This window comes from Allotamlana fucoidanivorans, from assembly GCF_045788535.1.
GTDB lineage: Bacteria > Bacteroidota > Bacteroidia > Flavobacteriales > Flavobacteriaceae > Allotamlana > Allotamlana fucoidanivorans.
This window is the reverse complement of record NZ_CP074074.1, coordinates 978,209-1,002,077: the sequence shown is the minus strand read 5'-3', so window position 1 is coordinate 1,002,077 and position 23,869 is coordinate 978,209. Positions and strand designations below refer to the sequence as shown.

The window sequence follows — 23,869 nt, the reverse complement described above, 5'->3', positions numbered from 1 at the left end:
TTTACACATCTTTAATTTTTATATCCTCATTTAGATACACAAGAATTTTCTTTTTTGTGCTAATTTTCATGCTTTGTAAGGCGTCTTGATAAGATTGTAGTTGTTGGGCATGTGTTTTATCTTCTAAACCCGTTTTGTAATCTATTATTACGGCTTGTCCTTTCGAGTTAATAGCTATACGGTCTGGCCTTAATATAAGGCCTTGTTTAGTGATAATATCTTGTTCGTTATAGATGGTGTAGGCGTCACTGAAATATTTTTGTAGTTTTTCATGATTAACAATTTTATCTACAACCGCTTTAAGTAGCGTTGCTTGTGCTTTGTTGATTTTACCTTCGTCAATAAAACGGGAAATAACGCTTTCAATATCATTTTTGGTAATAATATGAGACATAATAGTATGTAACAAATTCCCTTTTTCAATGGCTTTTTCTTGGCGGGTATCCCATAAATAGCCTGATGTGGTTACTACTTTTATATTATGGTAGTTTTTAGACACAGAGATGAATTCCTCTTGCGTTTTTGTTTTGTGTTTTGGTTTTGATGGAGTCGATTCTTTTATGGGCTTTCCAAAAGCATAGGTAAATTCATAATTGTTCCATATGCTGTTGTGCTGTAAATAACTAATCAATAATCCTGAATACCTTTTGGTATTAACTTCTCCTTTTGCCGAAATATCTTTTGAGGAAATAATGTAAAGCTGTTCTTCTGCTCGTGTTAGGGCTACATAGAGCAAGTTTATGCTATCTAATTCTTGTTCGGCTCTATGTTTATTGAAAATACGGTAACCTTCTTCGCCAAAATATTCAAAATCGTTCGTATAATTTAATAGGGTGTATTGTAAAGAGCCATATTTTGTGTTATCAAGTTTAAACCATGCTTTGGGATCCACTTCGGCATAAATATCTAAATCGGCATAAGGAAATATGACCACAGGGAATTCAAGGCCTTTTGACTTATGAATGGTCATGATTTGTACCGCATTTTGACCTTTAGGAGAAATGATGCTTAGGCTATCTTTTTTCTTGTTAAAATAATCTAGGAAACTGGCTATGTCTGACCCTTTTTTTTGAGAAAAATCTAAAATAAGATCTAAGTAAAATTGAATATATGCGTTAGATTGTTGCGTTAAACCAAAGCTTCTCACCAAGGTTTCTACCAAATCATATAAAGGAAGTTGTAATAGGTTTTCATGGGAAATGGTAATGCCATAAGATTCCAGATCGTTGAATATCTCTGAAAGTGACTGGTTAATGTGTTTATTAAAAAAGCTATGTTTATCATTGAGATTAAATGTGTGGGCTAAAAAGTCTAAAACTTCAATTTTAATTTGGTTGTTTTTGGGTTGTATCAGTAGTTCTAATACATGATTAATGAAGGCCACTTCAGGTGCACTAGAAATTAATAAGGTTTCTGATGAAATTATAGGGATATTGTTTTGGCTTAAATAATTAGCCACTGCTACTCCTTCTTTGCGTTTTCTTACCAATACACAGATATTTTCAAAATCAAAGCCTTGTTCTAAACAAAAGTTTATTTTTTCTAGAACGGTTTGAGGAAAAATATCATCTCTTTTTTGATCTTTATCAATTTCTAGAAACGATAGTTCTACATACCCTTGTTTGTCTTGAATCTGGTTTTGAGAGGCATTTTCATATACCGCCTGATAGCTTTCCTGACTAAAGGCATACTGAGCTAAGAATGTAAAAAACTGATTGTTGAAAGTAACTATTTCATTAAAACTCCTGTAGTTTGCAGGCAAGTGTTCCACACTTTTTTTGGTATGAAACGGATTGTCTGCATGACATAAACCAATAAATTGTTCGGCTTTACCACCACGCCAACGGTATATAGCTTGTTTTGCATCGCCAACAAGCATACTAGTACCGCCTTCAGATGCTAAGGCATTGCCTAAAAGTGGTACTAAATTTTTCCATTGCATGATTGATGTGTCTTGAAATTCATCAATAAAATAATGCTTAAATTTTTCACCGATGCGTTCATAAATAAACGGGGTAGGTTGCCCTTTTATTTCGTTACTAATAATGGTATTAAATTCTGAAATTAACATTTTATTTTGATCTGATTTAAGAAAACGAAGTTCTTTATCAATAGCATTAAGTACAGAAAGGGGCGTAATGTTTTTGTAAAATAATTTTAAAAATTTATGATGATACACGTTTGCTTTAATCGCCTTGAAGGTCTGCTCAATTTGGGGTAACAAGGCTTCTATAGTTTGAGCTAAATCAGGAGCTAAGGTTTTATTGTAAATATTTTTTCTTTCTGAGATGTTTTCTTCTAATTTGTTGCTGTATATGTTTTTAAATTCTAATTGTGTTAATTTTTTAAAATGATTGGGTAATGTTTTTCTGCTGAAATGCACATCTTCTAAGCCAGATTGTGAAATAGTATTCAGAATGTTTTTAGCTTCAGTAATAATGATGGTTTCAGTTTCTGAAATTTCTGATCCAATTTGCTGTTTTAACTGAGCAAAATCCTGTAAGCTTTTATCTTTTAAGGCTTCAATGTACGAGATGTCATTTTCGTTAACGAGCAACTTGGCTATTTTATTGAAATCAAAAGACAAATCAAAACTTTTATCATCATCGGCTTTTTCAATAGCAAAATCAACTAAAGTTTTAGTAAGTTGAGGGTTTGTTCCCGCTTTTGATAATAAGCTATCAACAGCCTCAGTCAGGAGACTTTCTTGATCAATTTCTACCTCAAAATTTAAGGGCAACTTAAGGTCATGTGCAAAGGTTCTAATAAGTTTATGTGTAAAACCATCAATGGTAGAAATATCAAAAGCAGCATAATTATGAATGATGGTTTGGAGTAACGTTTCAGAGCGCTCACGTAGTTTGTTGGGTGCAAGATTTAACTCGATGCTTATGGCTTCAAACATGCTGTCTGGTGACGTTAATATATCTGGCTTTGAAAACGTTTTTAAGGTTTCTATTAACCGTTCTTTCATTTCAGAAACCGCCTTGTTGGTAAATGTGATTGCCAAAATACGGTTGAAATAAAACAAGTTATCTGTTTGAAATAAAAGTTTTAAATAAGCTTTTACTAGTGTATAGGTTTTTCCACTACCTGCGGAGGCGTTATAAATTATAAAAGGCTGCGTTTTGGGCATATTTGTGAATTTGTTTACAAGATAAAAACTATCAATAGTTTGATAACAATTTATTATTTTTAATTGGCCAGTATAATGTGTAAATTTGATGACATTAAAATTAATATTTAAAACAAATTATTATGGCTTTTGAATTACCAGAATTAGGGTATGCCTATGATGCTCTAGAACCACACATGGATGCTAGAACTATGGAAATACATCATACAAAACATCATCAGGGATATACTAACAATTTAAATAATGCGATTGCAGGAACAGATTTGGAAGGAAAATCTATTGAAGATATTTTGGCAAATTTAGATCCAAGCAATACGGCTGTTAGAAATAATGGAGGTGGGTTTTATAATCACTCTTTGTTTTGGACAGTAATGAACCCAGAAGGTAGAGGCTATTTGTCTGGAGAATTAAAAGATGCTATTGAGGCTACATTTGGCTCAAAAGATGAGTTTATTGAGGCATTTAGTAAAGCTGCGGCTACACGTTTTGGCTCTGGATGGGCTTGGTTGTGTGTGCATGAAGGAGGAAAACTTGAAATCTGTTCTACAGCAAATCAAGATAATCCGTTAATGCCAGGCATTGGTTGTGGCGGTACGCCAATTTTAGGTCTTGATGTTTGGGAACATGCTTATTATTTAAACTACCAAAACCGTCGTCCAGATTATATTAGTGCTTTTTTTAACGTTATCAACTGGAATGAAGTTGAAAAACGCTATGCAGAAGCAAAATAATTAGGAAACACAATACGCATAAAAAAATCGCTTAAGTTTTAGGCGATTTTTTTATGCGTAAAAGTCACATATTGCTTTAAATGAAAAAGGTGAACAAGATGTTCACCTTTTTGCCCCAAATCTACCATGAACTTAACCTACTTATGTTATGGTGAGTCAAATATATAGGGGTGCAGAGGGCTTTAAAAATATTTTGGTTGAATGACTTAAAAATTGGCTTAACAGAAACTAAACTAATTTTATGAGAAGGGGTGTTTGAGATAAAATAATAGAGTAAAAGGAAATAATATGGCATAAAAAAAGGCGAACAAGCGTTCACCTTTTTTTGCCCCAAATCTACCATGAACTTAACCTACTTATGTTATGGTGAGGGCAAGTTATATCTATTTTAGATAATCTGTATATTTTTTAGACGAATAGCATATTTATAAGTTGAAATACATTATTTAAGATCTATGTGTTAAAAATTATTAAATCGTCAATTAATAGGCGCGTTCTTTGTTTCCTTCATAAAAGTTAATGAACGCTCTGTTAACTACTCTGTTGCCTCCAACGGTTGGATAATTTCCAGTAAAGTACCAATCACCTAAATGTTTAGGGCAGGCCTTGTGTAAATTTTCTACCGATTGGAAAATAATCTTAACACCTGCGTTAATCGATTCATCACTAAGTAATTCCGAAATTTTGTCCGAAATTTGCTCATCTGTAAACGGATCATAAATCTCTTTTACAAAGTTTTGAACATACTTATCTTCAAGATCTGTTTGGGTTACACATTTTTCATAGACCTCTTTTACAATATCATATTTGTTGTTGTCTTTAAGTAATGCTAATGCCGCTCTAAAAGCAACCAAGTCTTCCAATCTTGCCATATCAATGCCATAACAATCAGGATACCTAATTTGTGGTGCTGACGATACGACTATGATTTTCTTAGGATTTAATCGATCCAGCATTTTCAGGATACTTTTCTTTAAAGTAGTTCCTCTTACAATGCTATCATCAATAATCACAAGGTTATCTTCTGGTTTAATAACACCATATGTTACATCATAAACATGAGCTACCAAATCATCTCTACTACTATCTTCTGTAATAAACGTTCTTAGTTTTACATCTTTAATAGCAATTTTTTCAACTCTGGCATGCTCAGATAAAATCTCGGTAACCTTGGCGGCCGATAAAGAACGTTGTCCGTTTAAAATAGCCTTTGTTTTTCTTTCATTGATAAAGGCATCAGCATTTTCTATCATACCAAAAAAAGAGGTCTCGGCCGTATTAGGGATATATGAAAACACCGTGTTTTTGGTGTCGTTATTTATCGCTTTAAGTACTTTGGGCATTAATAGTTTACCAAGCATTTTGCGCTCTTGGTAAATTTCGGCATCACTACCCCTTGAGAAATAAATGCGTTCAAAGGAACAGGATTTTCTTTCTAAAGGTTCTAGGATCTGTTTTATTCTAACTTCACCCGACTTTTTTGTAATGATGGCAGAACCAGGATCTAGTTCTTTTACGTCCTCAAACTTTACATTGAATACGGTTTGAATAACAGGGCGTTCAGAGGCGACCACTACCACCTCGTCATCTTGGTAATAGTATGCCGGACGAATGCCTGCAGGATCACGTAAAACAAATGCATCACCATGACCAATTAATCCCGCCATAGCATAACCGCCGTCCCAGTTTTTGGCTGCTCGTTTTAAAATTTTTCCAACTTTTAAACGTTCTGCAATTAAAGGTGACGCTTCTCTTTTGTTATAACCTTCTTTTTTAAGGTCTTTATATATTTTACTTACAGCATCATCTAAAAAATGACCAATTTTTTCCATGATAGTAATCGTATCAGTATACTCTTTTGGATGCTGGCCAAGTTCAATTAAGTTACCAAAAAGCTCTTTTACATTAGTCATGTTAAAGTTTCCAGCCATGATAAGGTTTCTGTGCATCCAATTGTTTTGTCTCAGAAAAGGGTGAACACTTTCTACACTGTTTTTCCCAAAAGTACCGTAACGCACATGACCCAATAACACCTCTCCTATGTACGGAATATTGCGTTTTTGAGCTGCTACATTATCAGCATATTCTGGGTGTGCTTTGAACTCGCCATTAATTCTATCATTAATTTGAGCGAAAATATCTTGTATAGGTTGTTGTGCTACAGAGCGTACTCTACTAATATAACGTTGCCCTGGCTCTGTATCTAATTTAATGCTGGCAAATCCGGCACCATCTTGACCACGATTGTGCTGTTTTTCCATCATTAAATACATTTTGTTTACACCATAAAAAGCACTGCCATATTTTTCTTTGTAAAACTCTAATGGTTTTAGAAGTCTTATCATGGCAATTCCACATTCGTGTTTTAAAGCATCACTCATATTAAAAAATGTTTTCGCTTTCGCGGAAATAAAATATTTTATCGATTTCCATATACTGGAAATCAATGGGTTAATTTAAATAAAAACGCACTCTATTTTGAGCGCGTTGTTTTTTATGATAATTCTATATCAAATTGTGTTAATTGCTTAAATTGCAACAGGCGTTTATGTACTTCATTATTTGATAAATATTGCATGCGTTCTGTTCCAAATTTTTCAACACAAAACGAGGCTAATGTTGAACCGTAAATTACAGCATTTTTCATGTTTTCAAACGAAAAATCATTTGTTTTTGCCAAATATCCAGCAAATCCTCCAGCAAATGTATCTCCAGCTCCTGTTGGGTCAAATACTTCTTCTAGTGGCAAAGCTGGGGCATAAAACACATGGTCGTTATGAAATAAAAGTGCTCCGTGCTCCCCTTTTTTTATAACTATATATTTAGGACCCATTTCATGAATTTTACGAGCAGCTACTAGTAATGAGTATTCTCCTGTTAATTGTCTGGCTTCTTCATCATTAATAGTGATAACATCTATACGTTTAATAACGTCAAGAAGTTCATTTAAGGCACAATCCATCCAAAAATTCATAGTGTCTAATACCACCAATTTAGGTTTTTTGGTCATTTGATCTATAACACTAGATTGGACGAGAGGGTGTAAGTTTCCTAACATGACCACTTCTGCATCTCGGTAAGCCTCAGGAACAACTGGATTGAAATTTTCAAGCGTGTTTAGTTCCGTGACCAACGTGTCTCTTGTATTCATGTCATTGTGATAACGCCCACTCCAAAAGAATGTTTTCCCATTTTTAATAATTTCTACTCCAGAAACATCTATGTTTTTATTCGCTAATAAATCTAAATATGCTTGAGGAAAATCACCACCAACAACAGAAACAGCAGTAGCGTCAACATTAAAATGAGAAGCGGCTAACCCTATAAAAGTAGCAGCACCACCTAAAATTTTATCGGTTTTCCCGAAAGGCGTTTCAATAGCATCAAATGCTACGGTGCCAACTATAACTAATTTACTCATAAAAGAGACCTGATAATTTTTTGCAAATATAAGTCTTTTTAAAGATTAACAAGAGGTATAAATGTTAGCAATCAGCTTTGTGTAATTATTTTTTGAGTTTATGTGACTTTTTAATACATAGGGTGTCTAAAATGATAAAGGCTATTATCAATGAAGAGAACAGGGGTGTATTCTGTGTAATATGCCTCTGTTTTTAATAAATACAGTATTATTTTCTACCAAAGTCTGCTGGAATTTCACCCCAAGCCTTGGTTTCCCATTTTACTATGGTGGTGCTGTATGTATTGGTTTTTAGCCATTCTATAGCACGGTCAACTAAATCAAACAAGGGTTTGTTTTTGGCGTTTCGTTGAAGTTTGGTATTGCAGTTTTTCTTTTTTACCCAGCTTATGGCCGTTTTAGAGTCTGTATAGATGATACGGTTACTGTTGTTTTTTTTTAAGAAAGCCAAGCCGTGAACAATAGCTAAAAACTCACCAATATTGTTTGTGCCTTCTTCAAAAGGACCTTGAGTAAAGAGTTGTTTTTTAGTTTTGGTATCTACGCCGCGATATTCCATGCGCCCTGGATTACCACTTGAGGCAGCATCTACAGAAATAGAGTTATAGTTGGGTTGGCCTATTTTTTTGAGTTGTTCTTCTGAAAGCGAACTTGTAAACTTAGAGGTTTTACCAATATAGTTTTTATAATCTTCTTTTAAAGCTTTTTTGGCAGCTTCAAATGTTGTGAAAGATTTATAGATGGCGCCTTCAAAATTTTTAATTTGTGCTTTACAGTCGTCCCAAGATTCAAAAACCCCAGTTTTATGACCCTTCCAGATGGTGTAGTATTTTTTCTTTTTTTTACTCATGTAGTAATTGGTCAACAACTTTAGGAAAATGTTTCATTTCCAATTCATGAATTTTGGCTGCTACGTCATCGGCAGTATCGGTTGGCAATACGTCGCATTTATCCTGAAAAATAGTAGCACCTTCGTCATAATTTTCGTTTACATAATGAATGGTAATACCAGTTTCTGTTTCTTTATTTTTTACTACGGCATTGTGTACGTGCATGCCATACATGCCTTTGCCACCAAATTTGGGTAAAAGAGCGGGGTGTACGTTAATAACCTTATTAGGAAAAGCATTTAAGATGTGTTCAGGAAACTTCCATAAAAAACCAGCAAGAACAATCAAATCGGGTTTAGAAGCTTTTAAAATATTGAGAACATCATCTGTTTTATAAAGAGATACTCTATTAAATGAAAGAGCACTAACTTCAAGATTTTTAGCCCTGTCAAGCACTTTGGCCTGTGGGTTGTTGCAAAGTATTTGAGTAACACGTGCATGATCGCTATTTTGAAAAAACTTAATTAAGTTTTCAGCATTAGATCCGCTACCAGATGCAAAAATTACAATACGTTTCATAATACAGGCTATAGTGTTATAGATTATTCAAAACAAAAAAAAGAATAAATATTAACAAATAGTGAGTAAAATAAAAATACTTCAAACTAATTTTAGTAAATTGACAACACATTTTTAAAGTAAAGGTGTGTTAAAAGAATAAAGTTTTTTATTTTTGCCAACTAATTAAAATTTAAAATAAAAAGATTATGTCAGACATTGCATCAAGAGTAAAAGCGATTATCGTAGACAAATTAGGAGTTGATGAAAACGAAGTTGTTGCTGAAGCAAGCTTTACTAACGATTTAGGAGCAGACTCTTTAGACACTGTAGAATTAATTATGGAATTTGAAAAAGAATTCGATATCCAAATTCCAGATGATCAAGCTGAAAACATTGCAACAGTTGGTCAAGCGATCTCTTATATAGAAGAGGCTAAATAAGAAAAAACAAGCAAGTACTTTATGGAAGTAAAGCGAGTTGTAGTCACAGGATTAGGAGCTTTAACACCCATAGGCAATACCAAGGATGAATATTGGGACGGTCTAGTAAATGGTAAAAGTGGGGCTGCGCCTATAACATATTATGATACCGAAAAGTTTAAAACAAAATTCGCTTGCGAATTGAAAAACTTTAACGCAACTGATTTTATTGATCGAAAAGAAGCTCGAAAAATGGATAAGTTTGCGCAGTACGCTATGGTTGCTGCCGACGAAGCCATTGAGGATGCTAAACTCGATTTAGAAGCAGTGGATAAATTGCGTGTTGGTGTTATATGGGGCGCAGGAATAGGTGGATTAGAAACGTTTCAGCAAGAAGTTTTAAACTATGCTGCTGGAGATGGAACACCAAGGTTCAACCCGTTCTTTATTCCTAAGATGATTGCCGATATTGCACCTGCAAATATCTCTATAAAACATGGTTTTATGGGGCCTAACTATACAACAGTTTCTGCTTGTGCTTCTTCTGCTAATGCTATATTCGACGCACTTAACTCTATTCGATTAGGGCATTGTGATGTTGTAGTGACAGGAGGTAGTGAAGCTGCAGTAACTATTGCTGGGATGGGGGGATTTAATGCCATGCATGCATTATCAACTAGAAATGACAGTCCAGAAACAGCGTCTCGCCCATTTGATGGTACGAGAGATGGGTTTGTACTTGGAGAAGGTGCTGGTGCACTTGTTCTAGAAGAATATGAGCATGCAAAAGCTAGAGGAGCAAAAATATATGCAGAAGTAGCAGGAGGTGGATTGTCTTCTGATGCTTACCATATGACTGCGCCACATCCAGATGGTATAGGTGTTATAGCGGTAATGAAAAACTGTTTAGAAAATGCAGGCCTAAAACCAGAAGACGTAGACCATATTAATACACATGGAACATCTACACCTTTAGGAGACGTTGCAGAACTAAAAGCTATTTCAGAAGTATTTGGAAGTCACGCAAAAAATATAAATATAAATTCAACAAAATCAATGACAGGCCACCTTTTAGGTGCGGCTGGAGCTATTGAAGCCATCTCTGTTATATTGGCTATGGAGCACGGTATGGTGCCACCTACCATTAACCATACAACAGTTGATGAAAATATTGATCCTGAATTAAATTTAACCTTAAACAAGGCTCAAAAGCGCGACGTTAAAGTGGCTATGAGTAATACATTTGGATTTGGCGGACATAACGCTTGTGTATTATTCAAGAAAATAGATTAAATCCCGAATGAAATAAACCATAACGATAAATTAAATTTTACATTATTATGAACCATGGTTTATTACATCTGACAATAAAATAATATATTTACGTTCAGATGAAAAACATTCCTAACATATTAAAATCCCGTTCAAAACGTAACGGGATTTTTTTTATGGAATTAACTAAAATTCTAGGTTTTAAACCTCGAGATATTAAATACTTCAAAAAAGCCTTTACGCATCGGTCTATGAATATAAAAGACGGTAAAGGTAATCCTTTCAACTATGAAAGACTTGAATTTTTAGGCGATGCTATGCTAAGTTCGGTAGTAGCTTCTCATTTATATTTGGAAGTACCTAGCGGTGATGAAGGATACCTAACTAAGATGCGCTCAAAAGTTGTAAGTAGAGAACATCTTAATGAACTTGGTAAAGAATTGAGGCTGGTAGATTTTGTTGAGAGTAAAATACCTGCGGGTCAGTTTGGGGATAATATCCACGGTAATTTATTTGAAGCTCTAATAGGCGCTATTTTTTTAGATAGAGGCTATAAATACTGTGAAAAATTTATCTATAGACGTGTTATTGTACCTTACGTAGATATTGAAAAACTTGAAGGAAAGGTAATTAGTTATAAAAGCCTTTTAATTGAATGGTGCCAAAAAGAAAAGAGAATATTTAATTACCATGTTTATGAAGATTCTGGTAATGATATTGTACGTCACTTTTCAGTAAAATTATCTATTGATAATAAGGTAGTGGCTAAAGCCAGAGCTACATCAAAGAAAAAAGCAGAAGAAAAAGCTTCCAAAAGAGCGTTTTTTGCTTTTCAAAGTAGAATGTCAAAAATGATATAGAAAATAGTACGGTGACGTAATTAACTATAACGTTTTAGTTTAATTTCTTGTTAACATTGGTGTAATTTTGTTAGTTCAATAGTTATAAATACTATATTTACCGAGTTTTTGCGTAAATTATGGCTGTTCATAAATTTATTTTAGATGATACGTTTCATGAAGCTTTATACACTTTAATAGCAATACATTGTAGGCTTGAAGATTACAGATTAGCCTATTTGTTAAATAAATATTTAGGTACAGAGCTCAAAAGAAAACCTTCTGATTTAGATTTTAAACAAGGTAAATCCTCATATTCAATTTATGAATGGGAAGATGAGAGACAACTAATAGTTTGGAGCTTGGTATCAAATATTTGTAAGACCGAAGAATTTCAGCAAAGACAATATGAATCGTTATTCGATTCGAAAGAAAAAATAATAAAAACGAATTATCTGTTGCCTGAATATAAAACTGTAAATTATTTTTTGAAAATAGAGAGCGAGTTCAGTTTTAGTAAAGAAAAGTATATTGTTGATAGTATACTAAAAATACCCCAAATTGCAACCGCCTACAGTATTGATTCGAGTCAATTGAAATCTAAAGACAATTTAATTTTTAACTAATGTCAACAACAACAAAAAAAACAAAAATAGTTGCTACTCTCGGACCAGCAACCAGTTCAAAAGAGGTTTTAAAGGGTATGCTTGAAGCGGGAGCAAATGTTTTTAGAATAAACTTTTCTCATGCCGATTATAATGACGTTGCTGAACGCGTTAAAATGATTCGTGAGTTGAATGAAGAGTATGGCTTTACAGCAGCAATTCTAGCCGATTTACAAGGGCCAAAGCTTCGTGTGGGTGTGATGAAAGAAGAAGTAATCGTTAACCCTGGTGATGAGATTATTTTTGCCACCGGAGAACGATTTGAAGGGACTAAAGATCGTGTTTACATGACCTACAAGAACTTTCCTCAAGATGCCAAACCAGGAGAACGTATTCTTTTAGATGATGGTAAATTGATTTTTGAAGTGGTGTCTTCAGATAATAAAACTGAAGTAACGGCAAAAGTAATTCAAGGCGGACCATTAAAATCGAAAAAAGGAGTTAACCTTCCAAATACTAACATTTCTCAACCAGCATTAACAAAAAAAGATATTGAAGATGCTATTTTTGCTATCAGCCAAGAGGTAGATTGGATTGCGTTGTCATTTGTACGTCATGCTGAAGATTTAATGCAATTGAGAGATTTGATTAAAGAGCATGCCGAATATAAAATACCTATTGTTGCGAAAATTGAGAAACCAGAGGCTATTGAAAATATAGATAAAATTGTAGCACATTGTGATGGTTTGATGGTAGCACGTGGCGATTTAGGTGTTGAAATTCCTGCAGAAGAGGTGCCTTTAATACAAAAGCAATTGGTGCTTCGTGCAAAACGAGCTAGAATTCCAGTTATTATTGCTACTCAAATGATGGAAACTATGATTTCTAGTTTAACGCCAACACGAGCAGAGGTGAATGATGTGGCAAACTCGGTTATGGATGGCGCTGATGCTGTGATGCTTTCGGGAGAAACTTCTGTCGGGAAATATCCAGTTGAGGTTATTCAAAAAATGTCCGATATTTTGAAAACGGTTGAAAACTCGGCACTTATTCAAGTGCCTCAAATGCCGCCACATATTCGTACAAATCGTTATATCACAAAATCAATTTGTTATCACGCAGCCAATATGGCTAATGAGATTAATGCAAAAGCCATTTCTACATTGACCAATAGTGGGTACACAGCGTTCCAAATTTCGGCATGGCGTCCGTCATGTCATATTTTAGTATTTACTTCAAATAAACGCATACTAACACGTTTAAGTTTGTTATGGGGTGTACGTGCTTTTTATTATGATAGATTTGTTAGTACTGATGAGACAATAGAAGATGTAAACGCTATTGCTTGTAAAATGGGTTATCTAGAAGTGGGTGATATGCTTATAAGTTTAGCAGCTATGCCAATTCAAGAAAAGGGTATGGTAAATACACTTCGTGTAACTGAAATAGAAAATTGTAATTTCTAATTGTATAGATAGAATACCATAAAAAAGCCACCAATTTTGGTGGCTTTTTTATGGTTAAAACTTAAATTTAAGTTGTACACTAACCATTTTTTTATCAACAGAATTTTTTTTGGCTTCGGTATTTAGGTTATAATCAGAAAAGTGCTTTTTGTTCCGGAGTCAATGAATCTATTTCTCTAATTCTAATATCTTTAAAAAATATTTCGGCAGCTTCACTTTGCAATTGAATTTTCCCTTTGATAAGCGGTACAGAATTACCATTTTCATCTATATATCTAGAATTTTTTAAAATCATAACAACTTCTCCATTTACAACATGCAGACTTTTGCCTTCAAAACAGTATAAATCTAATGTGTTCCATTCATCATGAGGTTTTTCATAATTGCCACTTCTCAGGCAATAATTTCCGTAAGGCCCATGCATGGTTATTGGTAAATAATCTTGAGACTCATGAGCTAAGGGGTTTAAATTAGATTCTGGTTTATAAGCTCTGATATCAATAGCAGAGTTTGCTTGACTCCAAAAATCACCGGTGTGTCCTTCCATAATTTGAAATTCTTGAGACAACATCCAAGACCTCCAAAATTCTGCTGCCATGGGACCTATAGAATGATATAGAATTCCAGAATCTTTTAATAAATCTTTTCTGTAAGCCCATGTTTTATTCCCCCATTTATATTTAAGCTGAAAATGATAATTTTTAAATTCCTCTTTGGTTACTAAACAACCGTAGTATTCTCCAGTATTTCTTATGATGGTGCCATCACCTTCTTGGATTGTTGTAAAAACATCATAACCAGGTTTGTTTAACCCAATTGGACGAACTAGTTCTCCTTGTTCATTTTTGGGTTGAGTACCATCGTACCCTGGTTGTATTTGATAACTTAAATAAGTATCCCATTTTGATAGATCCTTGTCTATTAAATTAACCCAAGTACCAGCTTCAAGTATTTCTAGAGGTTGTTGATTTTTAACTTGTTTGGAGCAGGATAATAAAAGGAAAATTAGGCAAAAAGCTATTTTGTGAAGTGTCATTATTATTACAGATTAGTTTGCTTAAAGAATTCATGAAGTAAATTACAAAATTTCATAGCTTTTAAAGTTAAAAAACCAGATTTAAAAACAGTTGTTCAGTTTTTTATTAGTGGTTGCTTCATACATTCTGAGGTTTTTTATCTAAGTTTAGCAGTAAAATGAACCACTAACTATATAAACTAAACTTGTTATGATAATTAATATTAATATGAACAAAAAAGAAAACAACACGAGTTTGAATTTTATTTTCAGAGGCTGCCTAATAGCCATGTTCCTTCTTACTGGTGCAGGATATAGTTTTGCTCAGAATGCCGATTCTAAGGTTGTGGATGAAGTCAAGACACAAGCCAGAGTAACTGGATTGAGATACATATGTGTCCATGTACTTCAACTTGAGAAAAGTTTAAAATTGTATCGGGAGATTCTTGGTTTTAAGATGTCTGATGCCGAAGTGCTTCACGGACAGGGTATTGAAGGCATGCTAGTAATGAAGTTAAAGACAGATGATTTAACCATTGGACTTTCACTTACTGCACCTGAATACCTCCATACCATAGGCCCCATTGGAAACACCAACCACAATCACTTCATGCTAAAAGTGAATGACATTGTTACTATTGGGGATAAACTAAAAGCAGAGGGCTACGAGTTAGAAAATGAGCATTATGCTCGGGACAAATACACTTTTTTCGTGGGGCCCAATGGCGAAATTATAGGACTTTCTGCATGGGATTAATATAAGCAAAGCAGGTTTGCTTTTAGAATTGATTTAAAAGTCAAATTTTAATTGTACACTAACCTTTTTATTAAGACTAAGCCCAGCAGTATTTTTTTTGGCTTCGGTATTTAAATTAGACAATGAAATACCTAATAACCTCACAGAATTGTTCAATGATTCTTGGTACAGTAAATCTTTGGCGGTATCCAGTATTAGAGCCTTATCGTTTATAAAATAAGTCAGCGTTTTACTTCTTGTATGAAGTGTAAAATCACTATACTTTATTTTTAGAGTAATCGTTTTCCCAGATATTTTGCTTTTTTTCAATCGGTTTGATACTTCTTCAGCAATATGATCTAACTTTTGTAACATGAATATTTCAGAAGATAAGTTTTCGCTAAAAGTACGCTCAGCTGCCAAGCTTTTTCGTTGACGATTTGGTGTTACCGGACTGTTGTGAATACCTCTCACAATGTAGTAAAAATAGCGTCCAGATTTGCCAAAATGGGTATCTAAATATTCCAAAGATTTTTGTTTTAAATCTAGTCCCGTAAATATGCCCTTTTGATACATTTTTTCGGTAGTTACCTTACCAACGCCGTAAAATTTACGAATGTCTAAAGTTTCTAAAAATGATATAACCTCTTCTGGATTTACGGTTTTTTGTCCGTTAGGTTTGTTGTAGTCGCTTGCAATTTTGGCAATGAATTTATTAATTGAGATACCAGCCGATGCAGTTAATCCTATCTCATTCAAAATACGTGCTCTTATTTCTTTGGCTATTAAAGAGGCGCTGGGATTTCCTTTTTTGTTTTCAGTAACATCTAAATAGGCTTCATCTAGAGATAGTGGTTCTACCAAGTCTGTATAGTCGTGAAAAATCGCTCTAATTTGTTTTGAAATTTCATGGTAACGTTCAAAACGAGGCTTAACAAAAACTAGTTCAGGACAAAGTTTCACAGCCAGATTTCCGGCCATAGCACTTTTCACTCCAAATGTCCTTGCCTCGTAACTTGCGGCACTTATCACACCGCGTTTTCCGTCGCCGCCAACCGCAATAGGTTTGCCCTTTAAGTTTGGATTATCTAATTGTTCTACAGAGGCATAAAACGCGTCCATATCTACATGAATGATTTTCCTTATTGGCGGTTTGGTATACATACTGTAAATTTAACCATTAAATGTGTTTTTATGAGTATCTTTCCAAAGCGTATTGCAAAGTTATATGGAAGAAATTGAAAGAAAGTTTTTAGTAAAATCTGATGCGTTTAAAGCAGAAGCCTTTAAGCAAACAAGAATTTGTCAAGGGTTTTTAAATACGCACAAATCACGCACGGTTAGGGTAAGATTAAAAGGAGAGTTTGGATTTATTACGGTAAAAGGCATATCTTCTGATGATGGATTGAGCCGGTTTGAATGGGAAAAAGAAATACCAAAACAAGAAGCTGAGGCCTTGTTAAAATTGTGCGAACCTTCCATAATTGATAAGTTGCGTTACGAGGTTAAGGTGGGTAACCATGTTTTTGAAATAGATCAATTCTTTGGTGATAATGATGGTTTGGTTGTCGCAGAAATTGAATTGGGTTCAAAAAACGAAAAATTTATAAAACCCAAATGGTTAGGTAAAGAGGTAACAGGAGATATTAAGTATTATAATGCCGTTTTAAGTAAGCAGCCCTTTAGTACATGGGCGTTTAAATAGTAAATTATGAAAATATTATTTGTACAGTTATTGGTGATTTTTGTTGCAGTTGGATGCAAAAATGAAAAGCAAGTAAATCAAGAATTAGAGGATGTTGAAACTATTACAGAGGTAGTTGTTGATAGCATTATTGAAGAGGTTGAGTCTGTTAAAACAACAAAACAAATTAAAGCAGAATTAAAAAGTAAAGGGTTTAAAATTTTTGACTACGTTGATGAAACAACCCAAGACACCATTTTGATGCAACAGTATTTTATGGCATTTTTAAAAGCAGGACCTATAAGAGGACAAAACGAAGAAGAATCAGCTGAGTTACAAGAACAACATCTGGCTCATTTATCAAAAATGTATGAATTGGGTTATGCTGATATTTCTGGGCCTTTTGGAGATGATGGCGAGATTAGAGGTGTGACCATTTATAACGTTCCAACATTAAAAATGGCAGATAGTTTAGCCAATGCAGATCCTATGGTAAAGGCGGGCCGATTAAAAATTGAGATTCACCCTTGGTGGGCGGCAAAAGGCTTTCAATTGAGATAAATGATGAATTTCTTAAGAGCATTCGTTTTTTGCGTAAATCTGCTCATAATTCTTGCATTATTGTTGTTGCATTTTTTTGTAAAAGACGCAACCTATCAATCGTCCTTGTGGTTTTATACCTTCCCTTTACCCTTAATTATTATGGTGGTTTTAGGGATGTCTATAGTTTTAGGTAAAAAAATGAAATACAATATATGGATAGCCAGTGTGTTATTCTTGATTTGGGTGGGAAGAAGTTTTTCATTTAACTTTTCTAAAACATCAAAGCCAGATGATGTAAAGATTGTTTTTTGGAATGCCTCAAGAGATAATGACTATAAAAAAGCTTTAGACATAAATAAAGAGATACCTGACCTTTTGGTTTTAACAGAAGCTGTTCATTCCGATGTTCAGGATGTAATACCTGACCACCCCTTTTTTCATTTTTATAAATCAAAAGGTGAATTAAAAATATTGTCTAAAACCCCCATTTTAGTTAAGCTAGATACGGTTTCTGATTTTAATACTAATGTTGTGCATTTTCAAACAGCACATACAAACTTTTACGCAATAGATGCACAAGGAAGCACAGATGTGCCAAGATCTTGGGAGTGGCGTTTTGTTAATTCTATCATTAAGGTAGAAGAAAACACTGTTATTCTTGGCGATTTTAATATCCCCTATGAATCTATATTTTTAAAAAAGTTGAAGTCTAATTATGTTCACTTTTTTTATGGAAATGGTATAGGGTTTAGAGAAACCTGGTTTTGGGGTATCCCTTTACTTTCTTTAGATCAAATTTGGGTGTCTAAAGATATTGAGATAGTATGTTCAACGAAACGAAATACATGGGTTTCAGATCATAGTATGATAAAAACGGTGGTGAGAAAGCCTTAGTTTAATAAGTGTTTTAGGGTAAAAGTACTATCTCTATCTATAATACTGTTAATTAGAAATTGACAATGGTTTGATTCTATTAAATTTACAAAAAACAACATTATATTATTATATTCGTAATATATAATAAAAAAGTTAAAAAATCAATAAAATAGTAAGGAATGACTGTAAGTTTTGGAATAGATGATACGCTTGAAATTTTAGGTATAAAACATGTCAACGAAGGTTCGTCAACAGGTTTAAATCAGTTTTCAAATGGAGACCTCATTAAAAGTTATTCTCCAGTTGATGGCAGCCTAATAGGTAGTGTAAAAGCAACCACAAAAGTTGATTATGAACAGGTGGTAAATGCTGCAACATCGGCGTTTAAAACTTGGCGATTGATGCCAGCACCAAAGCGAGGCGATATTGTACGACAATTTGGGGATAAACTTAGGGAAAAGAAAGAAGCTTTGGGTAAGTTGGTATCTTATGAAATGGGCAAAAGTTATCAAGAAGGATTAGGAGAAGTACAAGAAATGATTGATATCTGTGATTTTGCAGTGGGTTTATCCAGACAATTACATGGTTTAACAATGCATAGTGAACGTTTTGGTCATCGTATGTATGAGCAGTATCATCCACTAGGCGTAGTGGGAATCATTTCTGCCTTTAATTTTCCAGTTGCTGTTTGGTCATGGAATGTTGCTCTAGCATGGATTTGTGGTGATGTTTGTATATGGAAACCTAGTGAAAAAACACCGCTTTGTGGTATAGCTTGCCAAAATATGGCTGCTGAAGTTTTTGCAAAAAATAATTTACCTGAAGGTATATCGTGTTTAATAAACGGGGATTATAAGGTAGGTGAATTTATGACTAAAGATAGTAGAATACCATTAATTTCAGCAACAGGCTCTACTAGAATGGGTAAAACTGTTGCGCAAGTGGTAGCTGCCAGATTAGGTAAAACACTTTTAGAGTTAGGAGGAAACAATGCTATTATTGTAACACCAGACGCTGATATAAAAATGACGGTAATCGGTGCTGTTTTTGGAGCTGTAGGGACTGCTGGTCAACGATGTACATCTACACGACGGTTAATTATACATGAATCTATTTATAATCAAGTAAAACAAGCCATAGTTAAAGCCTATAATCAATTACGCATAGGAAATCCTTTAGATGAAAGTAACCATGTGGGGCCACTTATAGACTCGGGAGCGGTAGCTATGTATCAAAATGCATTGCATCAAGTTGTTGAAGAAGGAGGAACATTGATTGTTGAAGGCGGTCTGTTATCAGGTGTGGGCTATGAAAGTGGGTGTTATGTAAAACCAGCTATTGCAGAGGCGCAACCACATTTTAAAATTGTACAACATGAAACTTTCGCACCCGTACTTTATTTATTGAAATATTCAGGAGCGGTTGAAGATGCCATAGCCATTCAAAATAATGTGGTTCAGGGCTTATCTTCAGCTATAATGACACATAATTTAAGAGAAGCCGAGCAGTTTTTATCGCATGCGGGAAGCGATTGTGGTATTGCAAACGTAAATATTGGTACATCGGGAGCCGAAATTGGTGGTGCCTTTGGTGGCGAAAAGGAAACTGGGGGAGGTAGAGAATCGGGGTCTGATGCCTGGAAAATTTATATGCGCAGACAAACCAATACGATTAATTATACTACAGATTTACCTTTGGCACAAGGTATTAAGTTTGATTTGTGATTGAAAAAGGAAAAGTAAGTTATAACCGATTCCTTTTAAGGGTCGGTTTTTTTGTATCTTATCTATGAGGTAATTAAACCATTTCCCAATTTTTAAGTCTAAGCATACACTATAATGCTATCTTTCATAACTACTTTAAAAGTTCATTACATGAAACCTAAACACATTCAGCATTTATATTGGCGCGTCGGTTTTGGAATATTACCAAAGGATATTGAACGGTTGTCTAAAAAAAGTAAAAAAAAGGTTGTTAATGAGCTTTTTAAGAACTCAAAGCCGATGACTTCACTTGAAGTAGATACTTCTGAAATAAAACACATGTTCAGCGCGATGATGACAGATAAAAAGTTAGACGCTGAAACCCGAAGAAAAATTCAGAAAATAAGTAGACAAAAACAAATAGAACTCAACGCAGCCTGGATTGACAGACTCGCTACAACCAATGAGATATTGCGAGAAAAAATGACACTTTTTTGGGCAAATCATTTTGTGTGTGAAGATAACAACATCAACTATATACAGCAGTTCAATAATACGTTAAGGCGTTATGCTCTAGGTGATTTTGGTGCCTTTGTAAAAGCAGTTTCAAGGGAAGCTGCCATGACAAAGTATTTAAATACCAAGCAAAATAAAAAGCAGAAACCAAATGAAAATTTTGCACGTGAACTTATGGAGTTGTTTACACTTGGTGTTGGTCATTATACTGAAGAAGATATAAAAGAAAGTGCCCGAGCATTCACAGGATATTCTCATAATTTGCAAGGGGAATTTGTTTTTAGAAAACGAACGCATGACGAGGGACAAAAAACTTTTATGGGTAAAACAGGTAACTTTGATGGTGAAGCTGTTATAGATATTATTTTAGAACAAAAACAATGTGCAAAATATATATGCACCAAAGTATACAAATATTTTGTGAATGATACTTTGAATCAAGATCATATTGAAGCGATGACCGCCGTTTTTTATAACGATTATAACATTGAAACGCTTATGCATTACGTCTTTATGTCTGATTGGTTTTATGACGAAGAAAATATGGGGATAAAAATTAAATCACCTATTGAGTTTTTAGTTGGTTTAAAAAAGGTGGTTCCCGTAACATTTAAAAATCAAAAACAGCTACTGTATCTGCAAAAATTGTTAGGACAAACCTTGTTAGATCCGCCTAATGTTGCTGGATGGAAAGGCGGAAGAAGTTGGATTGATAGTAACACCATTGTACTAAGATTAAAACTACCTTCACTTTTAACTAATGGCGCCTACATTTCAAAAGCGAAAAATGGTACTAATGATGAGCAATTAGAATCTAAAAAAGCCATGTTTAAGAAAACCTATGGTAAACGATTTAATACGCAAACAGACTGGGCTTACTTCAATAAGCAATTTAAAACGGTTCCGTTCAAAGATATGGAAAGTGTACTTTTAGCTTGTCCAATTAATGATGGAACAGCGCATTATTTAAAGAGTTTAGAAAAAGTTTCAAAGCAAGAATATTGCATTCAGTTGATGTCATTACCCGAATATCAAATGTGTTAAGTTATGGACAGAAGAAATTTTTTAAAGCAATCATCATTAGCGAGTAGCTTGTTTTTTGTGCCTAGTTTTGTTAAGGCTTTTGAAGATGTGGCGAGTAGTCAATTGGGATATAAACGATTGGTTATCATTCAACTATCAGGAGGTAATGATGGTTTAAATACGGTAATTCCGTTTAGGAATGATTTGTATTATAGTGAACGTCCGTCACTGGGCATTGCAACAAAGGATATCCTTAAAATCAATGATGAGGTTGGGCTACATAGTAGTTTAAAACCCTTAAAAAACTTGTATGATCAGGGTTATTTATCAATTATAAATAATGTAGGGTATCCCAATCCAAACAGATCACATTTTAGGTCAATGGATATTTGGCAAACCGCTAGTGATTCTAACGAATATGCTCAAAGCGGCTGGATAGGACGCTATTTAGATCATTATGGTAAGCAACCTTATTCTGCTATTGAAATTGATGAAAGTTTGTCCTTAGCCATGAAAGGCGAGCATTTTAATGCCATGGCCACTCAAGATTCTAAAGCCTTGTATAACCTTTCAAAAGACCCTTATTTTAGGCACGTAACGAAACATCAAAATGATGCACACCTAAGCGAGCATAATCTAGGATATCTCTATAAAACTATGATTGCAGCGGAGTCTTCTGCAAAATATATTTATGAAGCCAGCAAAACCATTTCTAGTACTAAAGAATACCCAAGTAACAAATTTGGAAAGCAATTAAAAACTACAGCACAGTTTATAAATTCTAACTTAAACACCAAAGTATTTTATACGTCTTTAGGTGGGTTTGATACACATGTAAATCAATTGGCTACCCAAAAACGTTTGTTAAACATCTATGCTAAAGGGATTGAGGCTTTTGTTCAAGATTTAAAAGCCAATAACACGTTTAAGGATACTTTGATTTTAACATTTTCTGAATTTGGACGACGTGTAAAACAGAATGCTAGTGTTGGTACCGATCACGGTACAGCAAATAATGTTTTTATTATTGGCGAAAATCTTAAAAAACAAGGCTTGTACAATAGGATGCCCAATTTAAGTAACCTAGATGATAATGGCGATTTGAAATTTGAAATTGATTTTAGAACCATTTACGCCACGGTACTTAATAAGTGGTTAGAAGTAAATGATACAAAGGTATTGAACAAATCGTTTTATCAATTAGATTTTATATAGTCAAAAAAAACCTTGCCTCAATGCCAAATTGTTTGGGAGAAGCAAGGTTATATCTTAAAAAGATTAATAGCAAGACAAAAATAAAACATTTTTATTTCATTTTCAGTTTTTAAGGTTAAATTAAGGTTAAGGATTAACTGTATTTCACTTTTCTTAAAATTCTAATAGCTTCTTTATACAGTTTATATATTTTAGGGCTATGTGCTTTTAACAAAGGTTTGGCTTCGGTTAACTTATTCAGTGCTTCCTCAAAATTATTTAAGTAACAAATGAGATAAGTAACAGGTAAGTTTTGCAAATCGCGTTCTTGACTCTGGTTTAATGGTAGGCCTTTTTTCATTCGGCTAAGAATAGCATTATTTGCATTATAAATGTGATGGAGTATTTTTTTATCAAATTGAGGGGCTTTAAACAGCAATTTTGTGGCTATATGGTAATGCGCATTATCTTCAAAGGTTATTAACGTTTCTTCCAATTGATAATACTTGTTTGCGCCCTGAAGGCCTAAATTCACATATTCAATTATTTTAAAACTATCATCTGTTGTATCTATAGAAACTTCGTCTAACGCCGAAAAAAATAAACGCACTTGCTCATTAATAAGCTCTATGTCTACTCTTGAATAAAATATCTCATCTTTTACTTCCTTTTTTTGCCCAGACCAGCAAACCACAAAATATTCTTTAAAGACTTTATAGGTAGGGTGGTAGTCTTTGCGCGTATTCATAAAATCAAAAACACCATTTAAGGTGTGTTCAATGTTATTTTGCGCATTTTTTTCAATGGCTGCAACAATTTCAGAATTAACATCCTTAATGACAATATCGAAAACTTTAGGCATGCTCATGCTGCCGTCTCTTAAGAAAATAGAACCACCATAGTATTTCCAAATATTTTTTCGCAATGACGTGATTAAACCTGTAGGTCTGATAGTGACTAGGCCTACAACGCGGTCATCAGGTAAATGTGGGAACGGTATATTTTCGTATTGTACAATGGGCGGATTAGTTAGATAGGCATTAATGAGGTTTTGAATTTTACTATCATCAAAAAAATCAACACCTACTATATTGCTGTCGTCATTTTCAACACCGATTACGATATATGAATTGTTTTTAGGGTTACTATTCGAAAGGGCACAAATATGCTTTAAAAACTTGGCTTTACCTTCTTTGTGACTAATATCAATTTTACGTTTCTTGTCATAAAAACTATTTTCATCGTTATGGGCCAAAAGGTGTTTTATAAGTAAACGTTTATTAATCATATTTTAAGAGG

At 34.0% G+C, this 23,869-nt stretch carries 21 protein-coding genes; 13 read left to right on the top strand and 8 right to left on the bottom strand.

The window, feature by feature from the left end; genetic code table 11:
• Position 1 precedes the first annotated feature (1 nt).
• Entirely contained in the window at positions 2-3,136 is a 3,135-nt protein-coding gene (locus KFZ70_RS04745) for an exodeoxyribonuclease V subunit beta (RefSeq protein WP_139694636.1), read from the bottom strand.
• Between the two features lie 122 nt (positions 3,137-3,258).
• Here KFZ70_RS04745 and KFZ70_RS04740 point away from each other — a divergent pair, with 122 nt between their 5' ends.
• Entirely contained in the window at positions 3,259-3,867 is a 609-nt protein-coding gene (locus KFZ70_RS04740) for a superoxide dismutase (protein ID WP_139694637.1), read from the top strand.
• 482 nt (positions 3,868-4,349) lie between these two features.
• On the opposite strand, the gene KFZ70_RS04735 is transcribed toward KFZ70_RS04740, so the two are convergent.
• The 4 genes from KFZ70_RS04735 to KFZ70_RS04720 form a co-directional block, all read right to left on the bottom strand.
• Positions 4,350-6,248 (bottom strand): amidophosphoribosyltransferase, encoded by a 1,899-nt coding sequence (locus KFZ70_RS04735; protein WP_139694638.1) that lies wholly within the window; start codon positions 6,246-6,248, stop codon positions 4,350-4,352.
• Between the two features lie 113 nt (positions 6,249-6,361).
• Entirely contained in the window at positions 6,362-7,288 is a 927-nt protein-coding gene (locus KFZ70_RS04730; RefSeq protein WP_139694639.1) for a PfkB family carbohydrate kinase, read from the bottom strand.
• Between the two features lie 208 nt (positions 7,289-7,496).
• Positions 7,497-8,138: a viroplasmin family protein gene (locus tag KFZ70_RS04725; RefSeq protein WP_139694640.1), complete on the bottom strand. Its 642-nt coding sequence runs from the start codon at positions 8,136-8,138 to the stop codon at positions 7,497-7,499.
• A complete protein-coding gene (locus KFZ70_RS04720) occupies positions 8,131-8,697 on the bottom strand; it encodes a phosphoribosylglycinamide formyltransferase (RefSeq protein WP_139694641.1) in 567 nt (188 codons plus the stop codon). The genes KFZ70_RS04725 and KFZ70_RS04720 overlap by 8 nt, the downstream gene beginning before the upstream one ends.
• A gap of 188 nt (positions 8,698-8,885) precedes the next feature.
• Between KFZ70_RS04720 and KFZ70_RS04715 the strand changes: the two genes are divergently transcribed.
• From KFZ70_RS04715 to pyk, 5 genes are all read left to right on the top strand, one after another.
• The gene (locus tag KFZ70_RS04715) at positions 8,886-9,119 is read left to right on the top strand and encodes an acyl carrier protein (RefSeq protein ID WP_009778413.1); all 234 of its coding nucleotides are present in this window, start codon (positions 8,886-8,888) and stop codon (positions 9,117-9,119) included.
• 21 nt (positions 9,120-9,140) lie between these two features.
• Positions 9,141-10,391, top strand: a complete 1,251-nt coding sequence (gene fabF / locus KFZ70_RS04710) for a beta-ketoacyl-ACP synthase II (RefSeq protein WP_139694642.1) — start codon at positions 9,141-9,143, stop codon at positions 10,389-10,391.
• A gap of 98 nt (positions 10,392-10,489) precedes the next feature.
• The gene (rnc, locus tag KFZ70_RS04705) at positions 10,490-11,230 is read left to right on the top strand and encodes a ribonuclease III (RefSeq protein WP_139694643.1); all 741 of its coding nucleotides are present in this window, start codon (positions 10,490-10,492) and stop codon (positions 11,228-11,230) included.
• Positions 11,231-11,349: 119 nt separating this feature from the next.
• Complete coding sequence (locus KFZ70_RS04700) at positions 11,350-11,835, top strand: IPExxxVDY family protein (protein WP_139694644.1); 486 nt, start codon at positions 11,350-11,352, stop codon at positions 11,833-11,835.
• Positions 11,835-13,280, top strand: coding sequence for a pyruvate kinase (gene pyk, locus KFZ70_RS04695; protein WP_139694645.1), 1,446 nt, complete (start codon positions 11,835-11,837; stop codon positions 13,278-13,280). Before KFZ70_RS04700 ends, pyk begins: the two co-directional genes overlap by 1 nt.
• Before the next feature lie 133 nt (positions 13,281-13,413).
• Here pyk and KFZ70_RS04690 read toward each other — a convergent pair whose 3' ends face one another.
• A complete protein-coding gene (locus tag KFZ70_RS04690) occupies positions 13,414-14,316 on the bottom strand; it encodes a DUF1080 domain-containing protein (RefSeq protein WP_139694646.1) in 903 nt (300 codons plus the stop codon).
• Between the two features lie 190 nt (positions 14,317-14,506).
• Between KFZ70_RS04690 and KFZ70_RS04685 the strand changes: the two genes are divergently transcribed.
• Positions 14,507-15,052, top strand: a complete 546-nt coding sequence (locus KFZ70_RS04685) for a VOC family protein (protein ID WP_139694647.1) — start codon at positions 14,507-14,509, stop codon at positions 15,050-15,052.
• Positions 15,053-15,085: 33 nt separating this feature from the next.
• Here the strand turns inward: KFZ70_RS04685 and dinB are convergent, their stop codons facing one another.
• Complete coding sequence (gene dinB / locus KFZ70_RS04680; protein WP_139694648.1) at positions 15,086-16,195, bottom strand: DNA polymerase IV; 1,110 nt, start codon at positions 16,193-16,195, stop codon at positions 15,086-15,088.
• A 64-nt stretch (positions 16,196-16,259) separates the two neighbouring features.
• Here dinB and KFZ70_RS04675 point away from each other — a divergent pair, with 64 nt between their 5' ends.
• The 6 genes from KFZ70_RS04675 to KFZ70_RS04650 all read left to right on the top strand — a co-directional run bounded on the left by KFZ70_RS04675 (position 16,260) and on the right by KFZ70_RS04650 (position 22,591).
• Complete coding sequence (locus tag KFZ70_RS04675) at positions 16,260-16,736, top strand: CYTH domain-containing protein (RefSeq protein ID WP_139694649.1); 477 nt, start codon at positions 16,260-16,262, stop codon at positions 16,734-16,736.
• Between the two features lie 6 nt (positions 16,737-16,742).
• Positions 16,743-17,276 carry a YciI family protein gene (locus KFZ70_RS04670; protein WP_139694650.1) on the top strand — a complete coding sequence of 178 codons (534 nt, stop codon included), beginning with the start codon at positions 16,743-16,745 and terminating at the stop codon, positions 17,274-17,276.
• A complete protein-coding gene (locus KFZ70_RS04665) occupies positions 17,277-18,152 on the top strand; it encodes an endonuclease/exonuclease/phosphatase family protein (protein WP_139694651.1) in 876 nt (291 codons plus the stop codon).
• Between the two features lie 161 nt (positions 18,153-18,313).
• The gene (locus KFZ70_RS04660; RefSeq protein ID WP_139694652.1) at positions 18,314-19,858 is read left to right on the top strand and encodes an aldehyde dehydrogenase family protein; all 1,545 of its coding nucleotides are present in this window, start codon (positions 18,314-18,316) and stop codon (positions 19,856-19,858) included.
• A 150-nt stretch (positions 19,859-20,008) separates the two neighbouring features.
• The gene (locus tag KFZ70_RS04655; RefSeq protein ID WP_139694653.1) at positions 20,009-21,397 is read left to right on the top strand and encodes a DUF1800 family protein; all 1,389 of its coding nucleotides are present in this window, start codon (positions 20,009-20,011) and stop codon (positions 21,395-21,397) included.
• A 3-nt stretch (positions 21,398-21,400) separates the two neighbouring features.
• Complete coding sequence (locus tag KFZ70_RS04650) at positions 21,401-22,591, top strand: DUF1501 domain-containing protein (protein ID WP_139694654.1); 1,191 nt, start codon at positions 21,401-21,403, stop codon at positions 22,589-22,591.
• A gap of 133 nt (positions 22,592-22,724) precedes the next feature.
• On the opposite strand, the gene KFZ70_RS04645 is transcribed toward KFZ70_RS04650, so the two are convergent.
• On the bottom strand, positions 22,725-23,858 hold the full coding sequence (locus tag KFZ70_RS04645) for an ATP-binding protein (protein WP_139694655.1): 1,134 nt from the start codon (positions 23,856-23,858) through the stop codon (positions 22,725-22,727).
• Between the last annotated feature and the right edge of the window lie 11 nt (positions 23,859-23,869).

Coding starts and splice junctions, on each gene's coding strand:
- KFZ70_RS04715 (WP_009778413.1), top strand. CDS start 8,886: ATGTCAGACATTGCATCAAGAGTAAAAGCGATTATCGTAGACAAATTA.
- KFZ70_RS04745 (WP_139694636.1), bottom strand. CDS start 3,136: ATGCCCAAAACGCAGCCTTTTATAATTTATAACGCCTCCGCAGGTAGT.
- KFZ70_RS04720 (WP_139694641.1), bottom strand. CDS start 8,697: ATGAAACGTATTGTAATTTTTGCATCTGGTAGCGGATCTAATGCTGAA.
- dinB (WP_139694648.1), bottom strand. CDS start 16,195: ATGTATACCAAACCGCCAATAAGGAAAATCATTCATGTAGATATGGAC.
- KFZ70_RS04740 (WP_139694637.1), top strand. CDS start 3,259: ATGGCTTTTGAATTACCAGAATTAGGGTATGCCTATGATGCTCTAGAA.
- KFZ70_RS04690 (WP_139694646.1), bottom strand. CDS start 14,316: ATGACACTTCACAAAATAGCTTTTTGCCTAATTTTCCTTTTATTATCC.
- KFZ70_RS04645 (WP_139694655.1), bottom strand. CDS start 23,858: ATGATTAATAAACGTTTACTTATAAAACACCTTTTGGCCCATAACGAT.
- KFZ70_RS04655 (WP_139694653.1), top strand. CDS start 20,009: ATGAAACCTAAACACATTCAGCATTTATATTGGCGCGTCGGTTTTGGA.
- KFZ70_RS04665 (WP_139694651.1), top strand. CDS start 17,277: ATGATGAATTTCTTAAGAGCATTCGTTTTTTGCGTAAATCTGCTCATA.
- KFZ70_RS04725 (WP_139694640.1), bottom strand. CDS start 8,138: ATGAGTAAAAAAAAGAAAAAATACTACACCATCTGGAAGGGTCATAAA.
- KFZ70_RS04700 (WP_139694644.1), top strand. CDS start 11,350: ATGGCTGTTCATAAATTTATTTTAGATGATACGTTTCATGAAGCTTTA.
- pyk (WP_139694645.1), top strand. CDS start 11,835: ATGTCAACAACAACAAAAAAAACAAAAATAGTTGCTACTCTCGGACCA.
- KFZ70_RS04735 (WP_139694638.1), bottom strand. CDS start 6,248: ATGAGTGATGCTTTAAAACACGAATGTGGAATTGCCATGATAAGACTT.
- KFZ70_RS04670 (WP_139694650.1), top strand. CDS start 16,743: ATGAAAATATTATTTGTACAGTTATTGGTGATTTTTGTTGCAGTTGGA.
- fabF (WP_139694642.1), top strand. CDS start 9,141: ATGGAAGTAAAGCGAGTTGTAGTCACAGGATTAGGAGCTTTAACACCC.
- KFZ70_RS04650 (WP_139694654.1), top strand. CDS start 21,401: ATGGACAGAAGAAATTTTTTAAAGCAATCATCATTAGCGAGTAGCTTG.
- KFZ70_RS04685 (WP_139694647.1), top strand. CDS start 14,507: ATGATAATTAATATTAATATGAACAAAAAAGAAAACAACACGAGTTTG.
- KFZ70_RS04660 (WP_139694652.1), top strand. CDS start 18,314: ATGACTGTAAGTTTTGGAATAGATGATACGCTTGAAATTTTAGGTATA.
- KFZ70_RS04730 (WP_139694639.1), bottom strand. CDS start 7,288: ATGAGTAAATTAGTTATAGTTGGCACCGTAGCATTTGATGCTATTGAA.
- KFZ70_RS04675 (WP_139694649.1), top strand. CDS start 16,260: ATGGAAGAAATTGAAAGAAAGTTTTTAGTAAAATCTGATGCGTTTAAA.
- rnc (WP_139694643.1), top strand. CDS start 10,490: ATGAAAAACATTCCTAACATATTAAAATCCCGTTCAAAACGTAACGGG.